18 protein-coding genes and 1 tRNA gene are annotated in these 18,421 nt (G+C 66.5%); 10 read left to right on the forward strand and 9 right to left on the reverse strand.

The features are described from left to right. Positions 1-63: 63 nt before the first annotated feature. Positions 64-2,667, reverse strand: coding sequence for a DNA polymerase I (gene polA / locus MHY23_RS06220; RefSeq protein WP_239306870.1), 2,604 nt, complete (start codon positions 2,665-2,667; stop codon positions 64-66). 152 nt (positions 2,668-2,819) lie between these two features. Here polA and MHY23_RS06225 point away from each other — a divergent pair. From MHY23_RS06225 to MHY23_RS06265, 9 genes are all read left to right on the forward strand, one after another. Further along, positions 2,820-2,893: transfer RNA gene (locus tag MHY23_RS06225), tRNA-Leu, on the forward strand. Between the two features lie 467 nt (positions 2,894-3,360). Next, a complete protein-coding gene (locus tag MHY23_RS06230) occupies positions 3,361-3,570 on the forward strand; it encodes a helix-turn-helix transcriptional regulator (protein ID WP_239306839.1) in 210 nt (69 codons plus the stop codon). Continuing rightward, positions 3,567-4,073, forward strand: a complete 507-nt coding sequence (locus MHY23_RS06235) for a hypothetical protein (RefSeq protein ID WP_239306840.1) — start codon at positions 3,567-3,569, stop codon at positions 4,071-4,073. The genes MHY23_RS06230 and MHY23_RS06235 overlap by 4 nt, the downstream gene beginning before the upstream one ends. 83 nt (positions 4,074-4,156) lie before the next feature. Further along, positions 4,157-4,612 carry a MarR family winged helix-turn-helix transcriptional regulator gene (locus MHY23_RS06240; protein ID WP_239306841.1) on the forward strand — a complete coding sequence of 152 codons (456 nt, stop codon included), beginning with the start codon at positions 4,157-4,159 and terminating at the stop codon, positions 4,610-4,612. Beyond that, positions 4,609-5,817 (forward strand): MFS transporter, encoded by a 1,209-nt coding sequence (locus tag MHY23_RS06245; protein WP_239306842.1) that lies wholly within the window; start codon positions 4,609-4,611, stop codon positions 5,815-5,817. The genes MHY23_RS06240 and MHY23_RS06245 overlap by 4 nt, the downstream gene beginning before the upstream one ends. 22 nt (positions 5,818-5,839) lie before the next feature. Continuing rightward, complete coding sequence (locus MHY23_RS06250; protein WP_239306843.1) at positions 5,840-6,475, forward strand: hypothetical protein; 636 nt, start codon at positions 5,840-5,842, stop codon at positions 6,473-6,475. Between the two features lie 116 nt (positions 6,476-6,591). Further along, complete coding sequence (locus tag MHY23_RS06255; RefSeq protein ID WP_239306844.1) at positions 6,592-7,491, forward strand: ABC transporter substrate-binding protein; 900 nt, start codon at positions 6,592-6,594, stop codon at positions 7,489-7,491. Positions 7,492-7,493: 2 nt separating this feature from the next. Continuing rightward, positions 7,494-8,459, forward strand: a complete 966-nt coding sequence (locus tag MHY23_RS06260; protein WP_239306845.1) for an amino acid ABC transporter permease — start codon at positions 7,494-7,496, stop codon at positions 8,457-8,459. Beyond that, entirely contained in the window at positions 8,459-9,232 is a 774-nt protein-coding gene (locus MHY23_RS06265) for an amino acid ABC transporter ATP-binding protein (RefSeq protein WP_304504235.1), read from the forward strand. The genes MHY23_RS06260 and MHY23_RS06265 overlap by 1 nt, the downstream gene beginning before the upstream one ends. A gap of 90 nt (positions 9,233-9,322) precedes the next feature. Here the strand turns inward: MHY23_RS06265 and MHY23_RS06270 are convergent, their stop codons facing one another. From MHY23_RS06270 to MHY23_RS06300, 7 genes are read right to left on the reverse strand one after another with little or no spacing between them, the layout of a single operon-like run. Next, on the reverse strand, positions 9,323-10,060 hold the full coding sequence (locus tag MHY23_RS06270; RefSeq protein WP_239306846.1) for a sulfite exporter TauE/SafE family protein: 738 nt from the start codon (positions 10,058-10,060) through the stop codon (positions 9,323-9,325). Further along, positions 10,060-10,536 (reverse strand): pantetheine-phosphate adenylyltransferase, encoded by a 477-nt coding sequence (gene coaD / locus MHY23_RS06275; protein ID WP_126858292.1) that lies wholly within the window; start codon positions 10,534-10,536, stop codon positions 10,060-10,062. Before coaD ends, MHY23_RS06270 begins: the two co-directional genes overlap by 1 nt. Continuing rightward, positions 10,537-11,121 carry a 16S rRNA (guanine(966)-N(2))-methyltransferase RsmD gene (gene rsmD / locus MHY23_RS06280; protein WP_239306847.1) on the reverse strand — a complete coding sequence of 195 codons (585 nt, stop codon included), beginning with the start codon at positions 11,119-11,121 and terminating at the stop codon, positions 10,537-10,539. An 18-nt stretch (positions 11,122-11,139) separates the two neighbouring features. Next, a complete protein-coding gene (locus tag MHY23_RS06285) occupies positions 11,140-13,242 on the reverse strand; it encodes an ATP-dependent DNA helicase RecG (RefSeq protein ID WP_239306848.1) in 2,103 nt (700 codons plus the stop codon). Beyond that, a complete protein-coding gene (locus MHY23_RS06290) occupies positions 13,243-14,775 on the reverse strand; it encodes a DAK2 domain-containing protein (RefSeq protein WP_239306849.1) in 1,533 nt (510 codons plus the stop codon). Between the two features lie 24 nt (positions 14,776-14,799). Next, positions 14,800-15,441 carry a uracil-DNA glycosylase gene (locus MHY23_RS06295; protein ID WP_239306850.1) on the reverse strand — a complete coding sequence of 214 codons (642 nt, stop codon included), beginning with the start codon at positions 15,439-15,441 and terminating at the stop codon, positions 14,800-14,802. Continuing rightward, entirely contained in the window at positions 15,441-16,403 is a 963-nt protein-coding gene (locus tag MHY23_RS06300) for a thiamine-phosphate kinase (RefSeq protein WP_239306851.1), read from the reverse strand. Before MHY23_RS06300 ends, MHY23_RS06295 begins: the two co-directional genes overlap by 1 nt. Before the next feature lie 34 nt (positions 16,404-16,437). Here MHY23_RS06300 and MHY23_RS06305 point away from each other — a divergent pair, with 34 nt between their 5' ends. Beyond that, complete coding sequence (locus tag MHY23_RS06305) at positions 16,438-17,367, forward strand: DUF3515 domain-containing protein (protein ID WP_239306852.1); 930 nt, start codon at positions 16,438-16,440, stop codon at positions 17,365-17,367. An 11-nt stretch (positions 17,368-17,378) separates the two neighbouring features. Here MHY23_RS06305 and MHY23_RS06310 read toward each other — a convergent pair whose 3' ends face one another. Next, positions 17,379-18,419, reverse strand: a complete 1,041-nt coding sequence (locus MHY23_RS06310) for a D-alanine--D-alanine ligase family protein (protein ID WP_311389331.1) — start codon at positions 18,417-18,419, stop codon at positions 17,379-17,381. Positions 18,420-18,421: the final 2 nt, after the last annotated feature.

Consider the following 18,421-nt stretch of genomic DNA (forward strand, 5'->3'; position numbering starts at 1 on the left):
TGCGCGAGGCGGGTAGGAATCGATATCGTTCCTACCCGCCTCAGCGTTGCTCCAGCCAGATTCCTAGTGCGCGGCGGCGTCCCAGTTGGCGCCGGTGCCGGCGGAGACCTCCAGCGGGACAAGCAGCTCGATGGCACCGTCCATTTCCCGCTCCACGATTTCGCGCACCTCGTCCAACTCGCCCGGGGCTATCTCTACAACGAGCTCGTCGTGGACTTGGAGCAGCACGCGGGACTTTTTGCCTTCCAGCGCGGCGTCCACACGCAGCATGGCCACCTTGATGATGTCCGCGGCCGTGCCCTGGATCGGCGCGTTCAACGCGGCGCGCTCCGCGTTCTCGCGCGCCACGCGGTTGTCGCTGTTGAGCTCCGGCAGGTAGCGGCGGCGGCCGAAAACGGTGGACGTGTAGCCATCGCGACGCGCCTGCTCCACCACCTCATCCAGGTAGCGCTTCACGCCGCCGAAGCGCTCGAAGTAGCTGGCCATGATGTCCTTCGCCTCGCCGGCGGAGATGGACAGCTGGTTGGACAACCCGTACGCAGAGAGCCCGTAGACCAGGCCGTAAGACATGGCCTTGACGCGGCGCCGCAGCTCCGGGGTGACCTGGTCGATGGGCACGTCGAACACGCGCGAGCCGACAAAGTTGTGCAGGTCCTCCCCCGCCCTGTACGCCTCGATCAGGCCCTCGTCCTGGCTCAGGTGAGCCATCACGCGCATCTCAATCTGCGAGTAGTCGGCCGTAAGCAGGCACTCGTAACCCTCGCCCACCACGAACGCGGAACGGATGGCGCGGCCGGCTTCGGTGCGCACAGGGATGTTCTGCAGGTTCGGCTCCGCGGAGCTTAAGCGGCCTGTCGACGCCACGGTCTGGTTGAACGTGGTGTGGATGCGACCGTCCGGCTGCACCGTCTTAATCAGCCCCTCGATGGTGGACTTGAGCTTCTGGTGCTCGCGGTGCGCCAACAGGTGGTCCAAAAACGGATGCGGGTTCTTCTCCGCCAGCGCTTCGATCTCGCCCGCGGCCGTGGAGTACCCGGTCTTGGTCTTCTTCGTCTTCGGCAGCTCGAGTTTGTCGAAGAGCACTGCGGACAGCTGCTTGGGGGAAGACAGGTTCAGCGAAGGCTCGTCCACAAGCGCACGCGCCTCCTCCTCAACCTGCTCCACTTTGAGCGTGAGCTCCTTGCGCTGGTTTTCCAGCACGTCCAGGTCCACCGCGATGCCGGTGTGCTCCATCTCGGCAAGCACGGTGACCAGCGGCAACTCCAGGTCCGCGTAGAGCTCATAGGAGTCGATCTCACGCAGCTCCTTGGTCAGCTCCGCGGACAGTTCCAGGATCGCCGCGGCGGCGTCGACGTCCGCAGTGTCGCCGAGCAGGCTCATCTGGTCGGAGCCGACGTTGAGCTGGCGCTGCAGGTGGCGCTGGTAGATGTCCTCCAGCGCGTAGGTGCGCTGGCCCGGCCGCAGCAGGTAGGCGGCAATCGCGGTGTCGTGCGCGATGCCGTCAAGCTCGATGCCCCGGCCGCGCAGCATGTGGTACGCAGCCTTCGCCTCGTGCATGTACTTCGGCGCGTCCGACTCCAACCACTGCTTGAGCGCGGCGTCCTCCTCGGCGCTCAAGTCAGCAGCGAGCTTGGATACGCCATGCCTTTGCTTATCGACGATCGCCAGCGCCACCACATCCCCCTGCCCGGGAGTAGCGTTACCCGAAACGTAGACGGCAAGGCCGTCGCCTTGACGGGGCTTGAGCCAGGTGTCCAGCGGCTCGTCGTCGATGATGATGTCTTCGAGTTCGACGGTTTCCGGCTCAGGGGCGGTGCCGTCGGTAGGCACGGCGGCGAGGACGCGCTCGCGCAGGTTCACGCCGAACTCCAGGTCGTCGAAGCGCGCCGCAACCTGGGTGACGTCCGCCGGTTTGAGCTCCAGGTCGTTCGGCGCGACCGGCAGCTCGACGTCCGTGACCATCTGGGTCAGCTCGCGGTTCAGCCGGACCTGGTCGATGCGCTCGCGGAAGTTGTTCGCAGCCACGCCCTTGAGCTCGTCGGCGCCTTCGATGAGCCCTTCGAGGCTGCCGTACTGCGAGATCCACTTCGTGGCGGTCTTCTCCCCCACCTTGGGCACGCTGGGCAAGTTGTCCGACGGGTCGCCGCGCAGCGCCGCGAAGTCCGGGTACTGCGCAGGAGTCAGCCCGTACTTGTTCTCCACTTCCTCGGGCGTGAAACGGGTCATGGTGGATACGCCACGGGTGGGGTACATCAGCGTGGTGGTGCCGTCCACAAGCTGGATGTAGTCGCGGTCGCCACTGACCAGCACGATCTCGAAGTCCCCCTCAGCGCGGGCCTGGGTGACGAGCGTGGCGACGATGTCGTCCGCCTCGAAGTTCTCCTTGCTCAAGGTGGTGATGCCGAGATCGCCCAGCACGTCCTCGATGATCGGCACCTGGCCCTTGAATTCCGGCGGTGCCGCCTCGCGCTGCGCCTTGTACTCCGGGAAACGCTCCGTGCGGAACGTCTTGCGGCCCACATCGAAGGCGACCGCGGCGTGCGTCGGCTTCTCGTCCGCCAGGATGTTGGCGAACATGGATAAAAACCCGTAGACCGCATTCGTGTGCTGGCCGCCTGAGGTGGAGAAGTTCTCCGCAGGCAGCGCGTAGAAGGCGCGGAAGGCCATCGAGTGGCCGTCGATAAGCAACAGTCGCTTCGTGTTCTCGGGTGTATCGTTCACGGTTGGCCAGTCTAGCGGGCAGCCCGACATGGCCCGGCTCGCCCATTAGCGAGGTGATTTCGTGGCGGAGGCTGCGCTGGGATAAACTTTCGCCCGACGCCCCAGTAGCCCAATTGGCAGAGGCAACGGATTCAAAACCCGTCCAGTGTGAGTTCGAGTCTCACCTGGGGCACGCTGTGTTGTTTGTTGTCTCGAGACATCGTTTCTACGGTGTCTCGAGATTTTTCTTTTTCGTGTGCCCCGAGATGGGGTGACTCGTAGGGTTCTGAGAGTTTTTCAGCGCTACATCCCGGTCGGTTTCAGCGGGCAGCAAATTGCCCCGGACGCTTCGGGGTTGCTTCAGGGGTGGGTTGACGCGGTATGGGCCAGTTTGGGACCCGCGTTGCGGCCCCAGGAAAGCGCAGGCAGAAGCCTTTGCTTATCGACGAGCGCTCCGTTGCCGCTCGAGGCCGTTGCGGGCGAGGAGCGGAACGATGTCACCGAACCAGACATCACCTGGGGCACACTTTTTCTCGAAGCACCGTCGGGCGCGGTGCCTTTTTCTTATCCCTACATTACCCCAGCCCCGTGACACAAATGTAAAGCACTCTTGACAGTGAGGGTCGTTCCTTTTACATTTTGTAAATGGAAGGAGGCTACATGGGCGACCACATGAACACAGTTCGCAAATGGCGGCGCTGGTACGAGTTGTCGCAGCAGGAGCTCGCTGATCGCGTCGGCGTTTCCCGGCAGACCATCGCCAACATCGAGCGGGGCAACTACTCGCCTTCCGTCTACTTAGCTCTCGACATTTGCCGGCAGTTTGAAAAGTCAGTTGAAGAAATCTTTGGCCAAACCAAGGAGGAATGATGTTCAAGAACTTCGGAGACTCCATCGTCAATTACGTCGACGGCACCGCCACCGACGAGTTCGAGGCCGCGACGTACCACAAGGCCAGCTCGGTGGGCTTTTACACCTCGCTGATCGGCATGGCGCTCGTCGGCGCGATCCTCGCGTGGGTACTTCCAGGACAGCAGTCTCTGTGGACCGTCGTCGTGCTGCTCATCCCCATCATCAGCAGCGCGGCAAGCTCGCAGTGGATGCGTAACTACGTTGCCTCACCAGTCATCCGCCTGCGTGATACTCCCCGTGGCGTGCTCATCACCTACTTCGCATTGTGCGCGGTCTGGTTAGCAGGCCTCATCGTCACTGGCGGCTTCGACCCCTCGGGCAGCTTTGACAGCGCAGGCGCTACCGGTGCAATCGTCGGTGCCGTCGTGGGCGCTGTAGTGGCCGGAGTGACCAGCCACCAGATCAGCAAGAAGCGCCGCCGGCGCGACCAGGCCCGCCTCGACGCAGAGGCAGAGGACTAGCCCCTCTCCCCGCCACGAGCACACCCCGCACGCCCCCGGCCTGCGGGGTTTTGTTATACATAGGCAACCTATATAGTCCTCCTATGCACTCCAACGAGGACCTCGCCGCACTCGCTGTTGAGCTCATCGCGGCCGGAAGCCATTTCACACGCGCCGCGTACCAGGCGTCGGGCATGGAGCTTTCAAACGTGTCCATGCGCGCGCTTGCGGCCCTCGAGCGCGAGCCGGGGCTCCGGATTGGAGAGCTTGCAGCACGGGAAGGCATCCGCCAGCCCTCCATGAGCCAGGCCATGAAGCGGCTTGTGAACGACGGTTACGCCGCCAGACACACCGCCGACGACGATGCCCGCGCAACAGCGCTGACCATCACCGATGCCGGCCGCGAGGTGCTACGCAGCTACAGGGCAGCAGCAGCCGAGGCGCTTGCCCCTGTGTTCGAGCCGTTGAAGCCGGAGGACGTCGCGACGCTCAAGCGCGCGGCGGAGCTTCTGCCGGAGCTGACCGCAGAGTTGAAACAACGTAAAGGAGGTCGCGAGTGACAGACTCGCCGCACACACCGGAAAACAATTCAATCCTTAAACAGCCCGTCGCTGTGTGGGCGCTCGCCTTCGCCTGCGCGGTGTCATTCATGGGCATCGGGCTGGTGGACCCGATCCTGCCAGCGATCAGCCGGGAGCTTAACGCCTCCCCGACGCAAACAATGCTCCTGTTTACCAGCTACCTGCTTATTACCGCGCTGGCGATGTTCTTCAGCGCGTTCATCTCTTCGCGCATCGGTGTCAAGACCACACTCCTGATTGGCCTAGCGCTGATCGTCGCCTTCTCTGCCCTGTCTGGTGCTGCGGGTTCGGTCGACGCAATCATCGGGTTCCGCGCTGGATGGGGTCTGGGCAACGCGTTGTTTATTTCTACGGCGCTGGCGGCCATCGTCGGCGCGGCGGCCGGGCACGCGGGCCAGGCAGTGATCCTGTACGAGGCCGCGATCGGCGTCGGTATGGCCATCGGCCCCCTCGTCGGCGGCGTGCTCGGCGAGATCAGCTGGCGCGCGCCCTTCTACGGCACGGCAGTGCTCATGGCGGCCGGCTTTATCGCGATTGCCACGCTGCTGGCCAAAGCGGAGCGCAAACCGGAGCCCGTCGCGCTGACGGCGGGGCTCGCAGCAGCCAAGGACCCAGCCCTGCTCACGCTCGGCTTTGTGGCGTTTTTCTACAACTTCGGGTTTTTCACCCTGCTCGCCTACTCGCCCTACCCCATCGAGGAAGCTGCCGCGCTGAGCGGGCGCAACTTCGGCGCGACTGAGCTGGGCTACGTCTTCTTCGGTTGGGGCCTTGCACTGGCCGTCTCTTCGGTGTTCATCGCGCCTCGCCTGACCCGCGCCTTCGGCCTGATTCCGGTGGTGGTGACCGTGCTCCTCGGTTTCAGTGCTGTTCTGGCTGGCCTCGGCTTCGGCGCTCACCGGCTGGGCGTTGTAGTGGTCCTGGTCATTCTCGCGGGTTTCTTCAGTGGCGTTTTCAACACCGTGCTCACTGAAGCCGTCATGGAGGCGACGGAGATGCCGCGCAACGTGGCGTCGTCGAGCTATTCGGGGATGCGCTTCCTCGGCGGCGCTGTGGCGCCGGCTGTATCCGGCCCGCTGGCCGCGTCGCTGGGCGCTGGCGTGCCGTACTGGTTCGGCGCAGGCTCGCTCATCATTTCGCTGTTGATCCTCTTCGCAGGTCGAAAGACTCTGCATCGCATTCTCTAACGGATTGGTTAAGATACGCCCCATGCGCAAGTCTCTCATCGCCGGCGTGACCGCCGGAGCACTCGTCCTTGCAGGCCTGAACGCGCCGTCCGCCACCTCGCAGACCAAGCCGGAAGGCACCGGCATCACCGCAGAAGATGTCGAGGTTTTCCGCAACACCGCGGACGCGTTTGAAAAACTTTCGGCTGAGGGCACCTCATCCAGCAGCGAGGAAGGTTCCTCGAGCAAGACCGACAGTAAGAAGAAGGGCCCGCGGAAGCCGGGCGATCCGTCACCTGGGCTCGAGGGGCTGAATCCCGATCCGGCAAACGATCCGCTCTACATCGACCCGGAGAAGAACCCGCTCAAAGAGGTCTCCTCTTCCGACATGTTCTTGGAGTGGACCGACGGCATGGAAGAAGGCGAAGGCAAAGAATTCGTCCAGGCGTGGGCGCGCAACTCCTCCGTTCCGGACACTGCAAACCCGGTCGAGCTGTGGAAGCAGGAGGCCCAGGGTTCCGCGATGATGTCCTCCGGTTTCTTCACCGGCGATTTCGCGCAGTCCTCCGCAGGTTCCAGCCAGGCCACCTCGGTGCTGATCCCCGTGTTCTTGGGGATGCTGGTGATCGGCTCGCTGATTGAGCTGGTTATGCGCGGTATTCGCATGGCGCAGCAGTAGCCAAAAACATTTACTTATCGACGGCCACAGGGGTGACCTTGGGGCCGTCGATACGCATTTGTACCCCGGTGTAATATACGATGGCTTGTAAATATTCATCGTGTATTGGAGCCGGTATGCAACACACCACCTCCCTGCGCGTCGCCGCGTGCCTGAGCGCGACAATGCTGCTCGCGGGTTGCGTGACCAACGAGGAGGGCGGCACCCCCGACGGCTGGGAACCAATCGTCCCGGACGCTGTGCCTGAGATTGCGGCAATGGTGCCGCCGGAGGTCGCCGCCGACGGCGTGCTCAACGTGGGCACGAACCCGCCGTTCGCCCCCTTCGAGTTCAAAGACTCGCAAGGCGAGCTCATCGGCGTGGAACTCGACCTCGCCCGCGCCGCAGCAGCGGTCATGGGCATGGATTTCCAGGCCGACGACATGGACTTCGCCATGATCCTGCCCGCCGTGTCCTCGGGCAGCCTCGACGTTGGCGCGTCGGGCTTCACGGACAACGAGGAACGCCGCCAGTCCTTCGACTTTGTCAATTTCCTCTATGCGGGCGTGCAGTGGGCCGCCCAGCCTGGCGCTGACGTGGACCCGAACAACGCCTGCGGGCTGACGGTGTCGGTGCAGCGCACCACCGTCTCCGACACCGACGACGTGCGCCCGAAATCCGAGGCCTGCGAGGCCGCCGGCAAGGACCCGATCACAGTGCTCGCCTTCGACACCGCCGACAACGCCGCCCTTGCGGCGCTGGTGGGCCGCGCCGACGCGTACAGCGCGGACTCGCCTGTCACCGCCTGGGCCGTGGAGCGCTCCGACGGCGTGCTGGAAATGATCGGCGAGATGTTCGACGCAGCCCCCTACGGCTTCGCGGTGCCGAAGGGCTCGCCGCTTGCAGACGCGATGGCGGCGGCGATGCAGCACCTCATCGACACCGGCGACTACGAGCGAATCCTCGAGCAATGGAACATCGACACCGGCCTCTTGGACCAGGCCCTGATTAACGAACAACCCCTGGGAGGACAGTGAGCATGAGCACCCCCTATTCCAAGTACGCGGCGAGCCAGAAAGAGCGCACCCGCCCCGAGCGCATCCAGGCCAAGCCGCTGCGCCACCCGGGCCGCTGGGCGCTGGCCGCCCTACTCGTGGTCCTGGTGGTCTGGTTCGTCATCGGCGCCGCGCGTAACGACGCCTACGGCTGGGACACGTACTTCGCCTACCTGCTGGACACCCGCATCGCCACCGCGGCACTGCACACCATCGCGATTACGGTGCTGGCCATGCTCCTCGGCGTGATCGGCGGCGTGCTGCTCGCCGTGATGCGCATGAGCCCGAACCCGGTGTTCAAGACCGTCGGCTGGGTCTTCCTCTGGATCTTCCGCGGCACCCCGGTCTACGTCCAGCTGATGTTCTGGGGCCTGATCGGCGCGATCTACGACACGATCAACCTGGGCTTCACCGAGATCCCGCTGGACCCGTTCACCTCGTCGGCCTTCGCGCTCGCCGTTGTCGGCCTGGGCCTCAACGAGGCCGCCTACATGGCCGAGATCGTCCGGTCCGGCATCTCCGCCGTCCCGGAGGGCCAGGTGGAGGCCTCCAAGGCGCTGGGCATGAGCTGGGGCCAGACCATGCGCCGCACGGTGCTGCCGCAAGCCATGCGCATCATCATCCCGCCCACCGGCAACGAGTTCATCTCACTGCTCAAGACCTCCTCGCTCGTGGTGGCTATCCCCTACTCGCTGGAGCTCTACGGCCGTTCCATGGACATCGCCGCGGCCCTGTTCGAGCCGGTGCCGATGCTCTTGGTCGCAGCCACCTGGTACCTGGTGATCACCTCGCTGCTCATGGTGGCGCAGCACTACCTGGAGCGCTACTTCGACCGGGGTGCCACCCGCCAGCTCACCGCCCGCCAGCTGGCCAGCCTGGCGGATGCCGAGGGCACCATCCCCAACAACGTTGAAATCGTGGAAGAACCGCAGAAGAAGGGGCAGCGCTAATGACCGTCAAGCAGAAGCCAATGATTCAGGCCGTGGACGTGTGGAAGTCCTTCGGCAACCTCGACGTGCTCAAGGGCATCGACATGGAGGTCTACCCCGGTGAGGTCGCCTGCCTGATCGGCCCGTCCGGCTCCGGCAAGTCCACCCTGCTGCGCTGCGTGAACCACCTGGAGAAGGTCAACGCCGGCCGCCTCTACGTCGACGGCGATCTCATCGGCTACAACGAGCGCGACGGTGTGCTGCACGAGATGAGCGAGAAGGACGCCGCGAAGCAGCGCCGCGACATCGGCATGGTGTTCCAGAACTTCAACCTCTTCGGCCACCGCACGGTGCTGGACAACATCATCGAGGCCCCCGTGCACGTCAAGGGCCAGCCAGTGGACCAGGCCAAGGCCCGCGCGATGGAGCTGCTGGAGATGGTCGGCCTGGGCACCAAGGCGGACGCCTACCCCATCCAGCTCTCGGGCGGTCAGCAGCAGCGCGTGGCCATCGCGCGCGCGGTGGCCATGGATCCGAAGCTCATGCTTTTCGACGAGCCCACGTCCGCCCTCGACCCCGAACTCGTCGGCGAAGTGCTGCGCGTGATGCGCGAGCTGGCGGAGCAGGGCATGACCATGCTGGTGGTGACCCACGAGCTGGCGTTCGCCCGCGAGGTGGCCGACAAGGTCGCGTTCATGGACGGCGGCCAGATCATCGAGTACGGCACCCCGGAGCAGGTGCTGGACAACCCGCAGCACGAGCGCACCAAGGCGTTCGTCTCCACCCTGTTCTAGGCGCGCATTTTTGTACGAATCGACATTTTGCCCATTTGGTCGGAAACTGACCTGGGCAAACGCAAATCAGCTGTCGATTCGTACAAAAACTTAGGTCAAAAGCCCGCGCACGAGGGCCGTCACCCCGCCGGCGAAAGCTAAACCCAGCGCTATTTTGTGCGCGGTTGTAGACGGCACCCGGGGCGCCAGCCGCTTGCCCGCGCCAATGCCTACCGCCAAAGCGGCCAGCGTGGCGACCCACAGCGCAGGCTCGATGCCCGTCACGTCGGCGGCGCCGGCGACCACTTTCACCGTGAACGACAGCGTGCCGGCAACCAAGAAGATCGGCTGCAGCGTGGCGGCGTAGACCCGCTGCGGCCAACGGGCAGCCACCGCGTACACCGTGATCGCAGGACCTGCCACCCCGGCCAGGGTGTTCATGAACCCGCCGATCACACCGGACGCGGCCGCTGGCACCACCCCTTCGACCCGGGGCACGTAGCGCTTGCCCAGCGTGACCACGGACAACGCGAGCAGCAACAGCGCCCCGACCAGCACGAGCAGCACGTTGGTCGGCGCGTTCGCCACCACCCAAGTCCCCGGGACCACGCCGAAGATGAGCGCGAGCGCGATCGGGGCGAACTTTTTCCAGTCCACGTCCGCGCGCATGCCCCAGGTGTTGGTCGAAGCGTTGATGACGGCGAGGAGGTTGACCAGCAGGATGCCGTCGACAGGCCCGAGCAACAGCGAGAGCACGGGCGCGGCGATAAGCCCAACGCCCATGCCGGAGATGCGCTGCAGGCACGCGCCCACCGCGACGGCGATGCCGACACCCAAAGCGACGAACACTAGCGGTACTTCTCCGCCATCGCCTCGCGCACAGAATCCGGCACCAGGCCGGTGACGTCGCCGCCGAACTTGGCCACCTCTTTGGTCAGCGAGGACGAGATGTAGCCGTACTTCTCGTCCGTGAGCAGGAAGTAAGTGTCCACCCCGGTCAGGCGTCGGTTCATCTGAGCCATGGGCAGCTCGTACTCGTAGTCCAACGAAGAACGCAAGCCCTTGACCAGGGCGGTGATGTGGTGGGCGGAGGTGTAGTCCACAAGCAGCCCGCCCCAGCTGTCCACTCGGACGTTGGGCAGGTGCGCGATGACCTCGCGGATCAGCTCGACGCGCTCGTCGATGGAAAACAGCCCCGAGGTCTTCGTCGGGTTGCCGGTGACCAGCACCACCACCTCATCAAAGTGGCGCGAGGCGCGGGTGACGATGTCCAGATGGCCGTTCGTGATCGGATCGAACGAGCCTGGGCACACTGCGGTAGTCATTTATTCCTCCACCTCTGCTTCCGGATCCGTGTACACGGCCATGTCCATGCGCGCGATGCCGTACAGGCGCTTCTTCAGCTTCTGGCCGGTCGGGGTGAACTCCTCCGGCCAGGCCGTCTCGGGGCTTTCGCGGTGGCGCTCGACGACGACCACGGCGCCGTCGTGAAGCGTTGGCTTCAGCGCCTCCACCATTTCCGCGACGGCTTCATCCGCGAGCTCGTACGGCGGGTCCGCGAGCACGATGTCGAAGTGGTGGCGCGGCGCGCGGGCGAGGTACGTAGACGCCTTCACCGGCTCGATGGTCACATTCGGGTGGCCGACCACACCGGCGTTGTACTCGATGACGCGCACGGCCTCCGGGTTGTTTTCCACCAGCACCACCTCGGCGGCGCCGCGCGAGGCCGCCTCCAGCCCCAGGGCGCCGGAGCCGGCGAACAGGTCGAGCACGTTCATGTCCACGAACCCGAAGCGGACCTGCAGGGAGGAAAACAGGCCCTCGCGAGCTCGGTCCGAGGTGGGACGTGTGCCCTCTGGCGGCACCTTGATCTTGCGGCCGCGGGCCTCGCCGGAAATGATGCGGTTCATGGCCACAACTCTAACGCTCTAGCTCTTGTCCAAGTATTCGAAGTCCTCCGGAATGAAATCCGCGGTGGCGGCACGGGCGAACTCGAGGTTGTCCGCCACCAGGCGCTCGGCGTCGTCGTAGGCGCGGCGCACCAGCTCGAAGTCCTCCACCAGGTTGAGCAGTTTCAGCGTGCGGTGCATGCCGGACTGCTGGGTGCCCAGCACGTCGCCCTCGCGGCGGTTGAGCAGATCCAGCTCCGCCAGCGCGAAGCCGTCCGTGGTGGACGCGACCTGGCTCACGCGCTGAAACGACGGGGTGCCCTCCTGCGCCAAGGTGTGGAACAAACACAGCGACTGGTTGCCGCCGCGGCCCACGCGGCCGCGAAGCTGGTGCAGCTGGGAGACGCCGAAGTGCTCGGACTCGCGCACCATCATCACCGTCGCGTTGGGCACGTCCACGCCGACCTCGATCACGGTGGTGGCCACCAGCACGTCCACCCCGCCGGCGGCGAAGTCCGCCATGACGGTGTCTTTCTCCTCCCCCTTCATCCGGCCGTGCAAAAACGCCACGTTGAGCCCCTCGAACTCCGTGGACGCGAGCTCGGCGAAGACCTCGAGCACGCCGCCCTCGCCGTCGATGCGCGGGCACACCACGTACGCCTGGTGGCCGGCGGCAACCTCCTCGCGGATCTTTTCCCAGGCGCGCGCCACCCAGCGCGGCTTGAACTGCGGCACCACCGCGGACTGGATGGGCTTTCGCCCGCCGGGCAGCTCGCGCAGGGTGGACACGGTCAAGTCGCCGAAGACGGTCATGGCGATGGTGCGCGGGATCGGCGTCGCCGTCATCACCAAAAGGTGCGGGGTTACCTCCCCCGCCTTGGCCCGCAGCGCGTCGCGCTGCTCCACGCCGAAGCGGTGCTGCTCGTCCACCACCACTAGCCCCAGGCGGAAAAACTCCACGCCGTCCTGGATCAGCGCGTGGGTGCCCACCACGATGTCGGCCTCGCCGGTGACGATCTTCAGCAGCGCGTCCTGCTTCTGCGCCGCCGTCATGGACCCGGTCAGCGCCACCACGCGGGTGGGCAGGCCAGCGTTCATCAGCACCTTCGTCATGGAGCGGGCGTGCTGCAGCACCAGCACTTCGGTGGGCGCGAGGAAGGCGCACTGCGCGCCGTTGTCCACAGCCTGGAGCATGGCAATCAGCGCCACGATGGTCTTGCCGGAACCGACCTCGCCCTGCAGCAGCCGGCTCATGGGCACGGTGCGCGCCATGTCGCGGGTGATCTCCGCGACCACCTCGTTTTGGCCAGAGGTCAACGGGAACGGCAGGCGCTGCACCAGCAGGTCCTGGTCGCGGCCTTTTACCCGCGGCAGGGCCTCCGCGCTGCGCGCCTCCGCGTCGGCGCGCCGCACACCCATCGCCAACGCCACGGACAGCGCCTCGTCGTACTTCAGCCGCTCCAGCGCACGGGCAGGCCCCGGCGGGCCCGGCTCGTGAATCTGGTGCACCGCCGAGTTCAGGGGCAAGAATCCTATCGGGGTGAAGCCGAGAGGCTCGTCGATAGGCGGAAGCTCTTTCAGCACCGCATGGACTGCGCCCATGATGGTCCAGGTGCTGACGTTTTTCACCGCCGGGTAGATGGGCAGCCACTCACGCCCGCTCATGATCTGCTCGATGTCGCCGAAGTGGCCGAGCTGCCGCAGCGCACCAGTGGCCTGCGTGGGCCCGTCCAGAAGCACGAAATCCGGGTGCGAGAGCTGCGGCTGGTTGCGGAACACGTCGTACTTGCCGGTCAGCATCACCCGCCGGCCCTCTTTGAGCACGCGCTGGGCGTAGTGGGAGCCAAAGAAGGTCGCCAAAAACACCTGGCGGCCGTCGTCCACATACACCTTGTAAATCGGCCGCTTCGGCTGCTTCTTCGAGGTGAACTGCTCGGTGCCCACGACGGTGCCGATGACGTTGAGCGTGTCGCCCGGTTTCACCCCGGCGAGGTCGGCGCCGGTGCCGTAATGCAGGTAGCGCCGCGGGTAGTAGCGCAGCAGCTCGCCGCAGGTGTGGATGTCGAGGTGCTTGCCTATCGCCTTGGCCTGTTTCAGCGGAATGACCAGGTTGAGCGGGCGCTTGTCCTCGAAACCCAGCATCTACTCCACCCCAATCTCCGCGCAGGCTTGCAGTCCGTCCGCAGGATAGACCATCACGTCGACACCGAGTTTGCCCTCGAGCTCCTCCAACGCGTCCGCGCGAAGCTCGTTCGGGTCGAACAGGATGCTCACCTGTTCCCCGCCGTGCTCGAGCAGGCGGCGGCAGGCGCGCTCCACGGCGTCCATCGGCTCGTCCGCGATGAGCATGTGCTCACCGCGGGAGGTAACCACCACGTCGCCCCTCGCAACGGCCCCGCCCAAGGTCAGCCCGCCCTTCTCGGCGCGGAACGCCAGCGCCGTGCGCATCTCGCCGGCCGCCTCAGACATGGTGAAGGCGGCGGTGGCCAACGGCTGCGCCGGGTCGTGCACGGACAGCGCCGCGATACCGGAGACCAGCCGCACCGTGGGCAGGATGGTGATCGACTGCTCCACCGCGCGCGCCGCGTTCTCCACCGCCGCGAGCTCGCTGTTGCTCAGCTGCCCGTTCGGCAGCACGATCACCTCGTTGCTGCCGGAGCGGGTGATCGCGTCGAGCATGTCCGCCGCCACGTTCGGCCCCGGCACCACCGTCACCGCACCGGAGGCGGCGTACAGGCTGGTCACGGACCCCGGCGGGGTCACCGCGATGATCAGGCGCTCCGGCGCGCCGGCCGCCACGGCGCTCGTGAGCACCTCCAGGCGCAGGTCAGACACCTCACCTGCGGCGAAAGCGGTCTCGATGACCTTACCGGCGTCGCGGGAGTGGATGTGTACCGTGGCCTCGCCCTCGTTCAGCGGCGCGACAATCAGGCTGTCACCCAGCCCCGCAAGCTCGCCTCTCAGTGCGTCCAGGTCGCCGCGGAAGCTGAACATCACTTCCAGCTCGCCCTGGGTGCCGTGGGTTTCGGGCATTTGCCTATCGACGTCCTCCGGTTCCCGCTCACCTTCCCCTTCAGCCGTCAGGGTGTTCAGCACCGCCACCAGGCCCGCCCCGCCGGCGTCAACCACGCCGGCCTCGCGCAGCACCGGCAGCTGGGTCTGGGTCAGTCGCAGCGCGTCTTGGGCGGCGGCGGTGGCGGCGGATGCGACGTCGACAAGCGGCAGGTGCGCGTTGGGGCGCGCGGCGTCGGCGGCGGCGCGCAGCACCGTGATGATGGTGCCCTCGACCGGCTCCGCGATAGCGCGGTCCACGAACCCGACGGCGTTGGTGAGCGCGACGGCGAGCATCTCGCCTTCCGTCACCCCGTAGCTGGCGGCTTGGGCGAAGCCGCGGAGGATCTGGGAGAGGACGACTCCGGAGTTGCCGCGCGCCCCGCGCACCGCGCCGACGGCCAGCGCCTCGGCGACCTCGGTCACGCCCGCGCCGTCTTCCAGCTCCGAGGCGGCCTGGACCGCTGCCGCCATCGTGTGCGCCATGTTGGAGCCGGTGTCCCCGTCCGGTACTGGGAAGACGTTGAGCTCATTGATCTCCGCGCGCTTGCGCTCCAGCTCGCTTAAGGCGCGGCGGGACCATGCGAGCAGGCGTGCGCCGTTAGAAAGCGGAGATGCAGACATGCTGAGAGAGTTTACAGGTTCTGCTTAGAGTGCCCAGTTGACCGGCTGGGCACCCATTTTCTCCAGCTCCTGATTCGCCCCGGAGAATGGCCGGGAGCCGAAGAAACCGCGGGAGGCGGATAGCGGCGAGGGGTGCGGCGACTCGATGCGCGGGGTGTCGCCCAAGAACCTCGCGGCCGTCTGCGCGTCGCGGCCCCACAAGATGGCCACCAGCGGCGTGCCGCGGGCCACCAGCGCCTCAACCGCCGCCTGGGTCACGGCCTCCCATCCTTTGCCGCGGTGCGACGCCGGGGCACCCGGGCGCACGGTGAGCACCCTGTTCAGCAGCAAAATCCCCTGCTGCGACCAGGAGCTCAAGTCCCCGTCTTTGCGCGGCGGGACGCCCAAGTCGTCTTGCAGCTCCTTGTAGATGTTCACCAGCGAGCGGGGCGCCGCCACCCCTGGCTGCGTGGAAAACGCCAGACCCATCGGGTGCCCCGGCGTCGGGTACGGGTCCTGGCCCAGGATGAGCACACGCACGTCCTCGAACGGGTCCGCAAACGCCCGCAGAATGTCGTTGCCGCGCGGCAGGTACTCGCCTTCTGCGCGCAGGAAGTCGCCCATGGCGTGGATCTGCTCTTCCACCGGCGCCAGCGGCGCTCGCCAGGATTCGTGCACGGGCAACATCAGAAGCTCTCCCATCCGGTGTCGGTGGCGGGCGCGGAGCCGTCGATACGCACGCCTTGTTTCTTGGTCACCGCACCGATGGAGCGGTAGCCCACCGGCGCGGAGCCTTCGATGGTGCCGATGAGTGTGTGGTCCTCGCCGCCGCCGAGCACCCACTCCCACGGGTCCGTGCCGAGCAGCTCGCCCGCCTGCACCAGCAGCCGGTCGGGGGCGATCGCGTTGGACGCCAGGTCGACACCCACGCCGGACGCCTCCGCGAGCTGGGTGAGATCCCGGATCAGCCCGTCCGAGTTGTCCGTCATGGCACACGCCCCCGCCGCGCGCGCCACCACGCCGCGGCCCGGGGTCAGCTCCGGCACCTGGTGCGCGGCGACCAGCGGCTCGAGCTGCGCCGGCACGTCCACGCCCGCCTGCAGCAGCGCGAGGCCGGCAGCGGAATAGCCGAGGCGCCCGTGGGCAATCACCCGGTGACCCGGGCGCGCCCCGTCCAGCGTCAGCGGCGGGCGGTTACCGCCGAGCGCCCCCATCGCCGTGACTGAAACGACCAGGTAGTCGCCGCCGGTGACGTCGCCGCCGACGAGCTCGCAGGCGTAGTCCGACGCCATCTCGCCCACGCCGCGCGCAAGCTCTTCGAGCACCTTCGCCGGGGTGTCCGGGTGCGCGGAGACCGCCATCAGCGCCGCAATCGGACGCGCGCCCATGGCCTCGATGTCCGCGAAGTTCTGCAGCGCCGCCTTGCGCCCCAGCAGGTACGGCGTGGTGGTCTCGGCGGTGAAGTGGCGGCCCTGCACGAGCATGTCCGTGCTGGCCACCACCCGCGAGTTCGGCGCCGCCTGGGTGAGCACCGCGGCGTCGTCGCCGTTGAGCGCGGACGGCGCCTGGGCGCGGATCAGCGCAATGACTTCGCGCTCGCCGAGCTCGCCCAGCGTCGGCCCGCCGGTGGGAAAGCCTGTCTCGATCACGTCTGCGCGCACCCTTTCACTAGACTCAGCCGCCATGGGTTCCACGGCGCATGATGCTCAATTTAACCGCACCACCATCTACATCAGTCTTGGGCTGGCGGTGGCGCTGGTGCTCGGCGTGCTCGTCGGCGCGCGCGTGTTCTTCAACCGCGTGGCGTTGCAGCCGGTGGCGATGACGCAAGTTCCCGCGCCCGAGGCGTCTTCCGCGGAGTGCACATCGCTTATCGACGCCCTCCCGTCCACCCTCGCCGACCTCAAACGCGCCGAACTGGCCAAGCCCGCCCCCGAAGGCGCCGCCGCGTGGCAGGCCTCCTCCACCGAGCGCATCACGCTGCGCTGCGGCGTGGAAGCGCCCGCGCAGTACACCCCGTACGCGCAGACCGAGGACATCGACGACGCGCGCTGGCTGCGCGTCAACGACGCCACCCCGGGCTCGACCCTGGCCACCTGGTTCACCGTGGACCGCTCCCCCGTCCTCGCCGTCACCGCAGATGTGGAGCAGCTCCGTAGCGGCGCCGCCCCCGTCGCCGGCATCGACACCTCCGCGTTGAACGGCCCAGCCCCCGAGCAGCACCCCGCGCCGCTCGCGGACCTTGCGGCAGCCGGCGACGCTGGCACGTGCGACAGTCTGCTCGACGCGGCCCCCGACTCCATCGCGGAGGGCTACACCCGCGTCGACGCAGTGAGCGAGCAGACCGTGGCCTGGTCCGCCGAAGGCCAAGACGCGATCGTGCTGCGCTGCGGCGTCGCCGACCCGGAAAACTACGGCCCGGGCGCGCGGCTGGACCAGATCAACGGCGTACCGTGGTTCGAGGACGTGAAGCTGGCCAACGGCACCACCGCTTCCACCTGGTACGCGATGGGCCGCGACGTCCAGGTGGCGGCGTCGCTGCCGCAGGCGGAGAGCAACGAGGCGATCACGAACCTGACCAACCTCATCGCCGAGCACACCGGCGAGGCCTAGGCCCGCACCCCCTACCGCAGCGCAGTGCGGATCAGCGTGTCCAGCAGTTCCGGGTAGTCCACGCCTGTGGCGGCCCACACCTGCGGGTACATGGAGATGGCGGTGAAGCCGGGCATGGTGTTGACCTCATTGAGCACCGGCCCGTTGTCGGTAACGAAGAAGTCCACGCGCGCCAGCGACTTGCAGTCCAGCGCCCGAAAGCAGGTCACCGCCATGTCCTGCAGCTGGGCGATCAGCTCGTCCGAGTACGGCGCCGGGATGGTGGCGGTCACACCTTCTTCGAGGTACTTGGTCTCAAAGCCGTAGAAGCCCTCCGCGGAGTCCTCGGTGCCGTTGAGCTTGGCAGGCACGGACGCGGCGACGGTGCCGTCGGGGCGCTCCAGCACCCCGACTTCCACCTCGTCGCCGACCAGCTCAGCCTCGACGATGACCTTGCCGTCGGACTCCAGCGCCAGCGACACCGCCGCCGGCAGCGCCTCCCAGCTGGTCACCTTGGACACGCCGATGGAGGACCCGCCGTTGGCCGGCTTCACAAACACCGGCAACCCCAGGTGCGAACGCTCTGCCTCGGTGAGCTCGCGCGCGCCGTCCAAGATCACCTCGCGCGTGACCGGGATCCCGGCAGCCACCACCAACTTTTTGGTGTACTCCTTGTCCATCCCGCACGCGGACGCCAGCACGCCCGGGCCGACGTACGGCACCCCGGCCATCTCGAGCAGGCCTTGGACCGTGCCGTCCTCGCCGTATTTGCCGTGGAGCACCGGGAAGACGGCGTCGATGGTGGTGATGGGCTCGCCGGAGGTGACGTCGTAAAGCAAGCCCTTGCGCTGCGGGTTCAGGGAGAGCGCAACTTCGCGCCCATGCTTGACGACGGGAAGCTCCGCCCCTTCCGCCGGATTCGCCACACCCTCGACCCAGACACCTTCCTGCGTGATGCCGATGGGAAACACCTCGTATTCTGCGGGCATGTGGGACATGACCGAGTCGGCGGAGATGCAGGAAATCGAGTGCTCGGTGGACATGCCACCGTACAAAACAGCTATGCGGATCACGG

Origin of the sequence: Corynebacterium sp. ACRQP, assembly GCF_022345915.1 — a bacterium.
GTDB classification, from domain to species: domain Bacteria; phylum Actinomycetota; class Actinomycetes; order Mycobacteriales; family Mycobacteriaceae; genus Corynebacterium; species Corynebacterium lehmanniae.

What these genes read in the sequence shown, in the direction of transcription:
- polA (WP_239306870.1), bottom strand. Translation starts at nt 2,667, where the DNA reads ATGGCCTTCCGCGCCTTCTACGCGCTGCCTGCGGAGAACTTCTCCACC.
- MHY23_RS06230 (WP_239306839.1), top strand. Translation starts at nt 3,361, where the DNA reads ATGGGCGACCACATGAACACAGTTCGCAAATGGCGGCGCTGGTACGAG.
- MHY23_RS06235 (WP_239306840.1), top strand. Translation starts at nt 3,567, where the DNA reads ATGATGTTCAAGAACTTCGGAGACTCCATCGTCAATTACGTCGACGGC.
- MHY23_RS06240 (WP_239306841.1), top strand. Translation starts at nt 4,157, where the DNA reads ATGCACTCCAACGAGGACCTCGCCGCACTCGCTGTTGAGCTCATCGCG.
- MHY23_RS06250 (WP_239306843.1), top strand. Translation starts at nt 5,840, where the DNA reads ATGCGCAAGTCTCTCATCGCCGGCGTGACCGCCGGAGCACTCGTCCTT.
- MHY23_RS06255 (WP_239306844.1), top strand. Translation starts at nt 6,592, where the DNA reads ATGCAACACACCACCTCCCTGCGCGTCGCCGCGTGCCTGAGCGCGACA.
- MHY23_RS06260 (WP_239306845.1), top strand. Translation starts at nt 7,494, where the DNA reads ATGAGCACCCCCTATTCCAAGTACGCGGCGAGCCAGAAAGAGCGCACC.
- MHY23_RS06265 (WP_304504235.1), top strand. Translation starts at nt 8,459, where the DNA reads ATGACCGTCAAGCAGAAGCCAATGATTCAGGCCGTGGACGTGTGGAAG.
- coaD (WP_126858292.1), bottom strand. Translation starts at nt 10,536, where the DNA reads ATGACTACCGCAGTGTGCCCAGGCTCGTTCGATCCGATCACGAACGGC.
- rsmD (WP_239306847.1), bottom strand. Translation starts at nt 11,121, where the DNA reads ATGAACCGCATCATTTCCGGCGAGGCCCGCGGCCGCAAGATCAAGGTG.
- MHY23_RS06285 (WP_239306848.1), bottom strand. Translation starts at nt 13,242, where the DNA reads ATGCTGGGTTTCGAGGACAAGCGCCCGCTCAACCTGGTCATTCCGCTG.
- MHY23_RS06290 (WP_239306849.1), bottom strand. Translation starts at nt 14,775, where the DNA reads ATGTCTGCATCTCCGCTTTCTAACGGCGCACGCCTGCTCGCATGGTCC.
- MHY23_RS06295 (WP_239306850.1), bottom strand. Translation starts at nt 15,441, where the DNA reads ATGTTGCCCGTGCACGAATCCTGGCGAGCGCCGCTGGCGCCGGTGGAA.
- MHY23_RS06305 (WP_239306852.1), top strand. Translation starts at nt 16,438, where the DNA reads ATGGGTTCCACGGCGCATGATGCTCAATTTAACCGCACCACCATCTAC.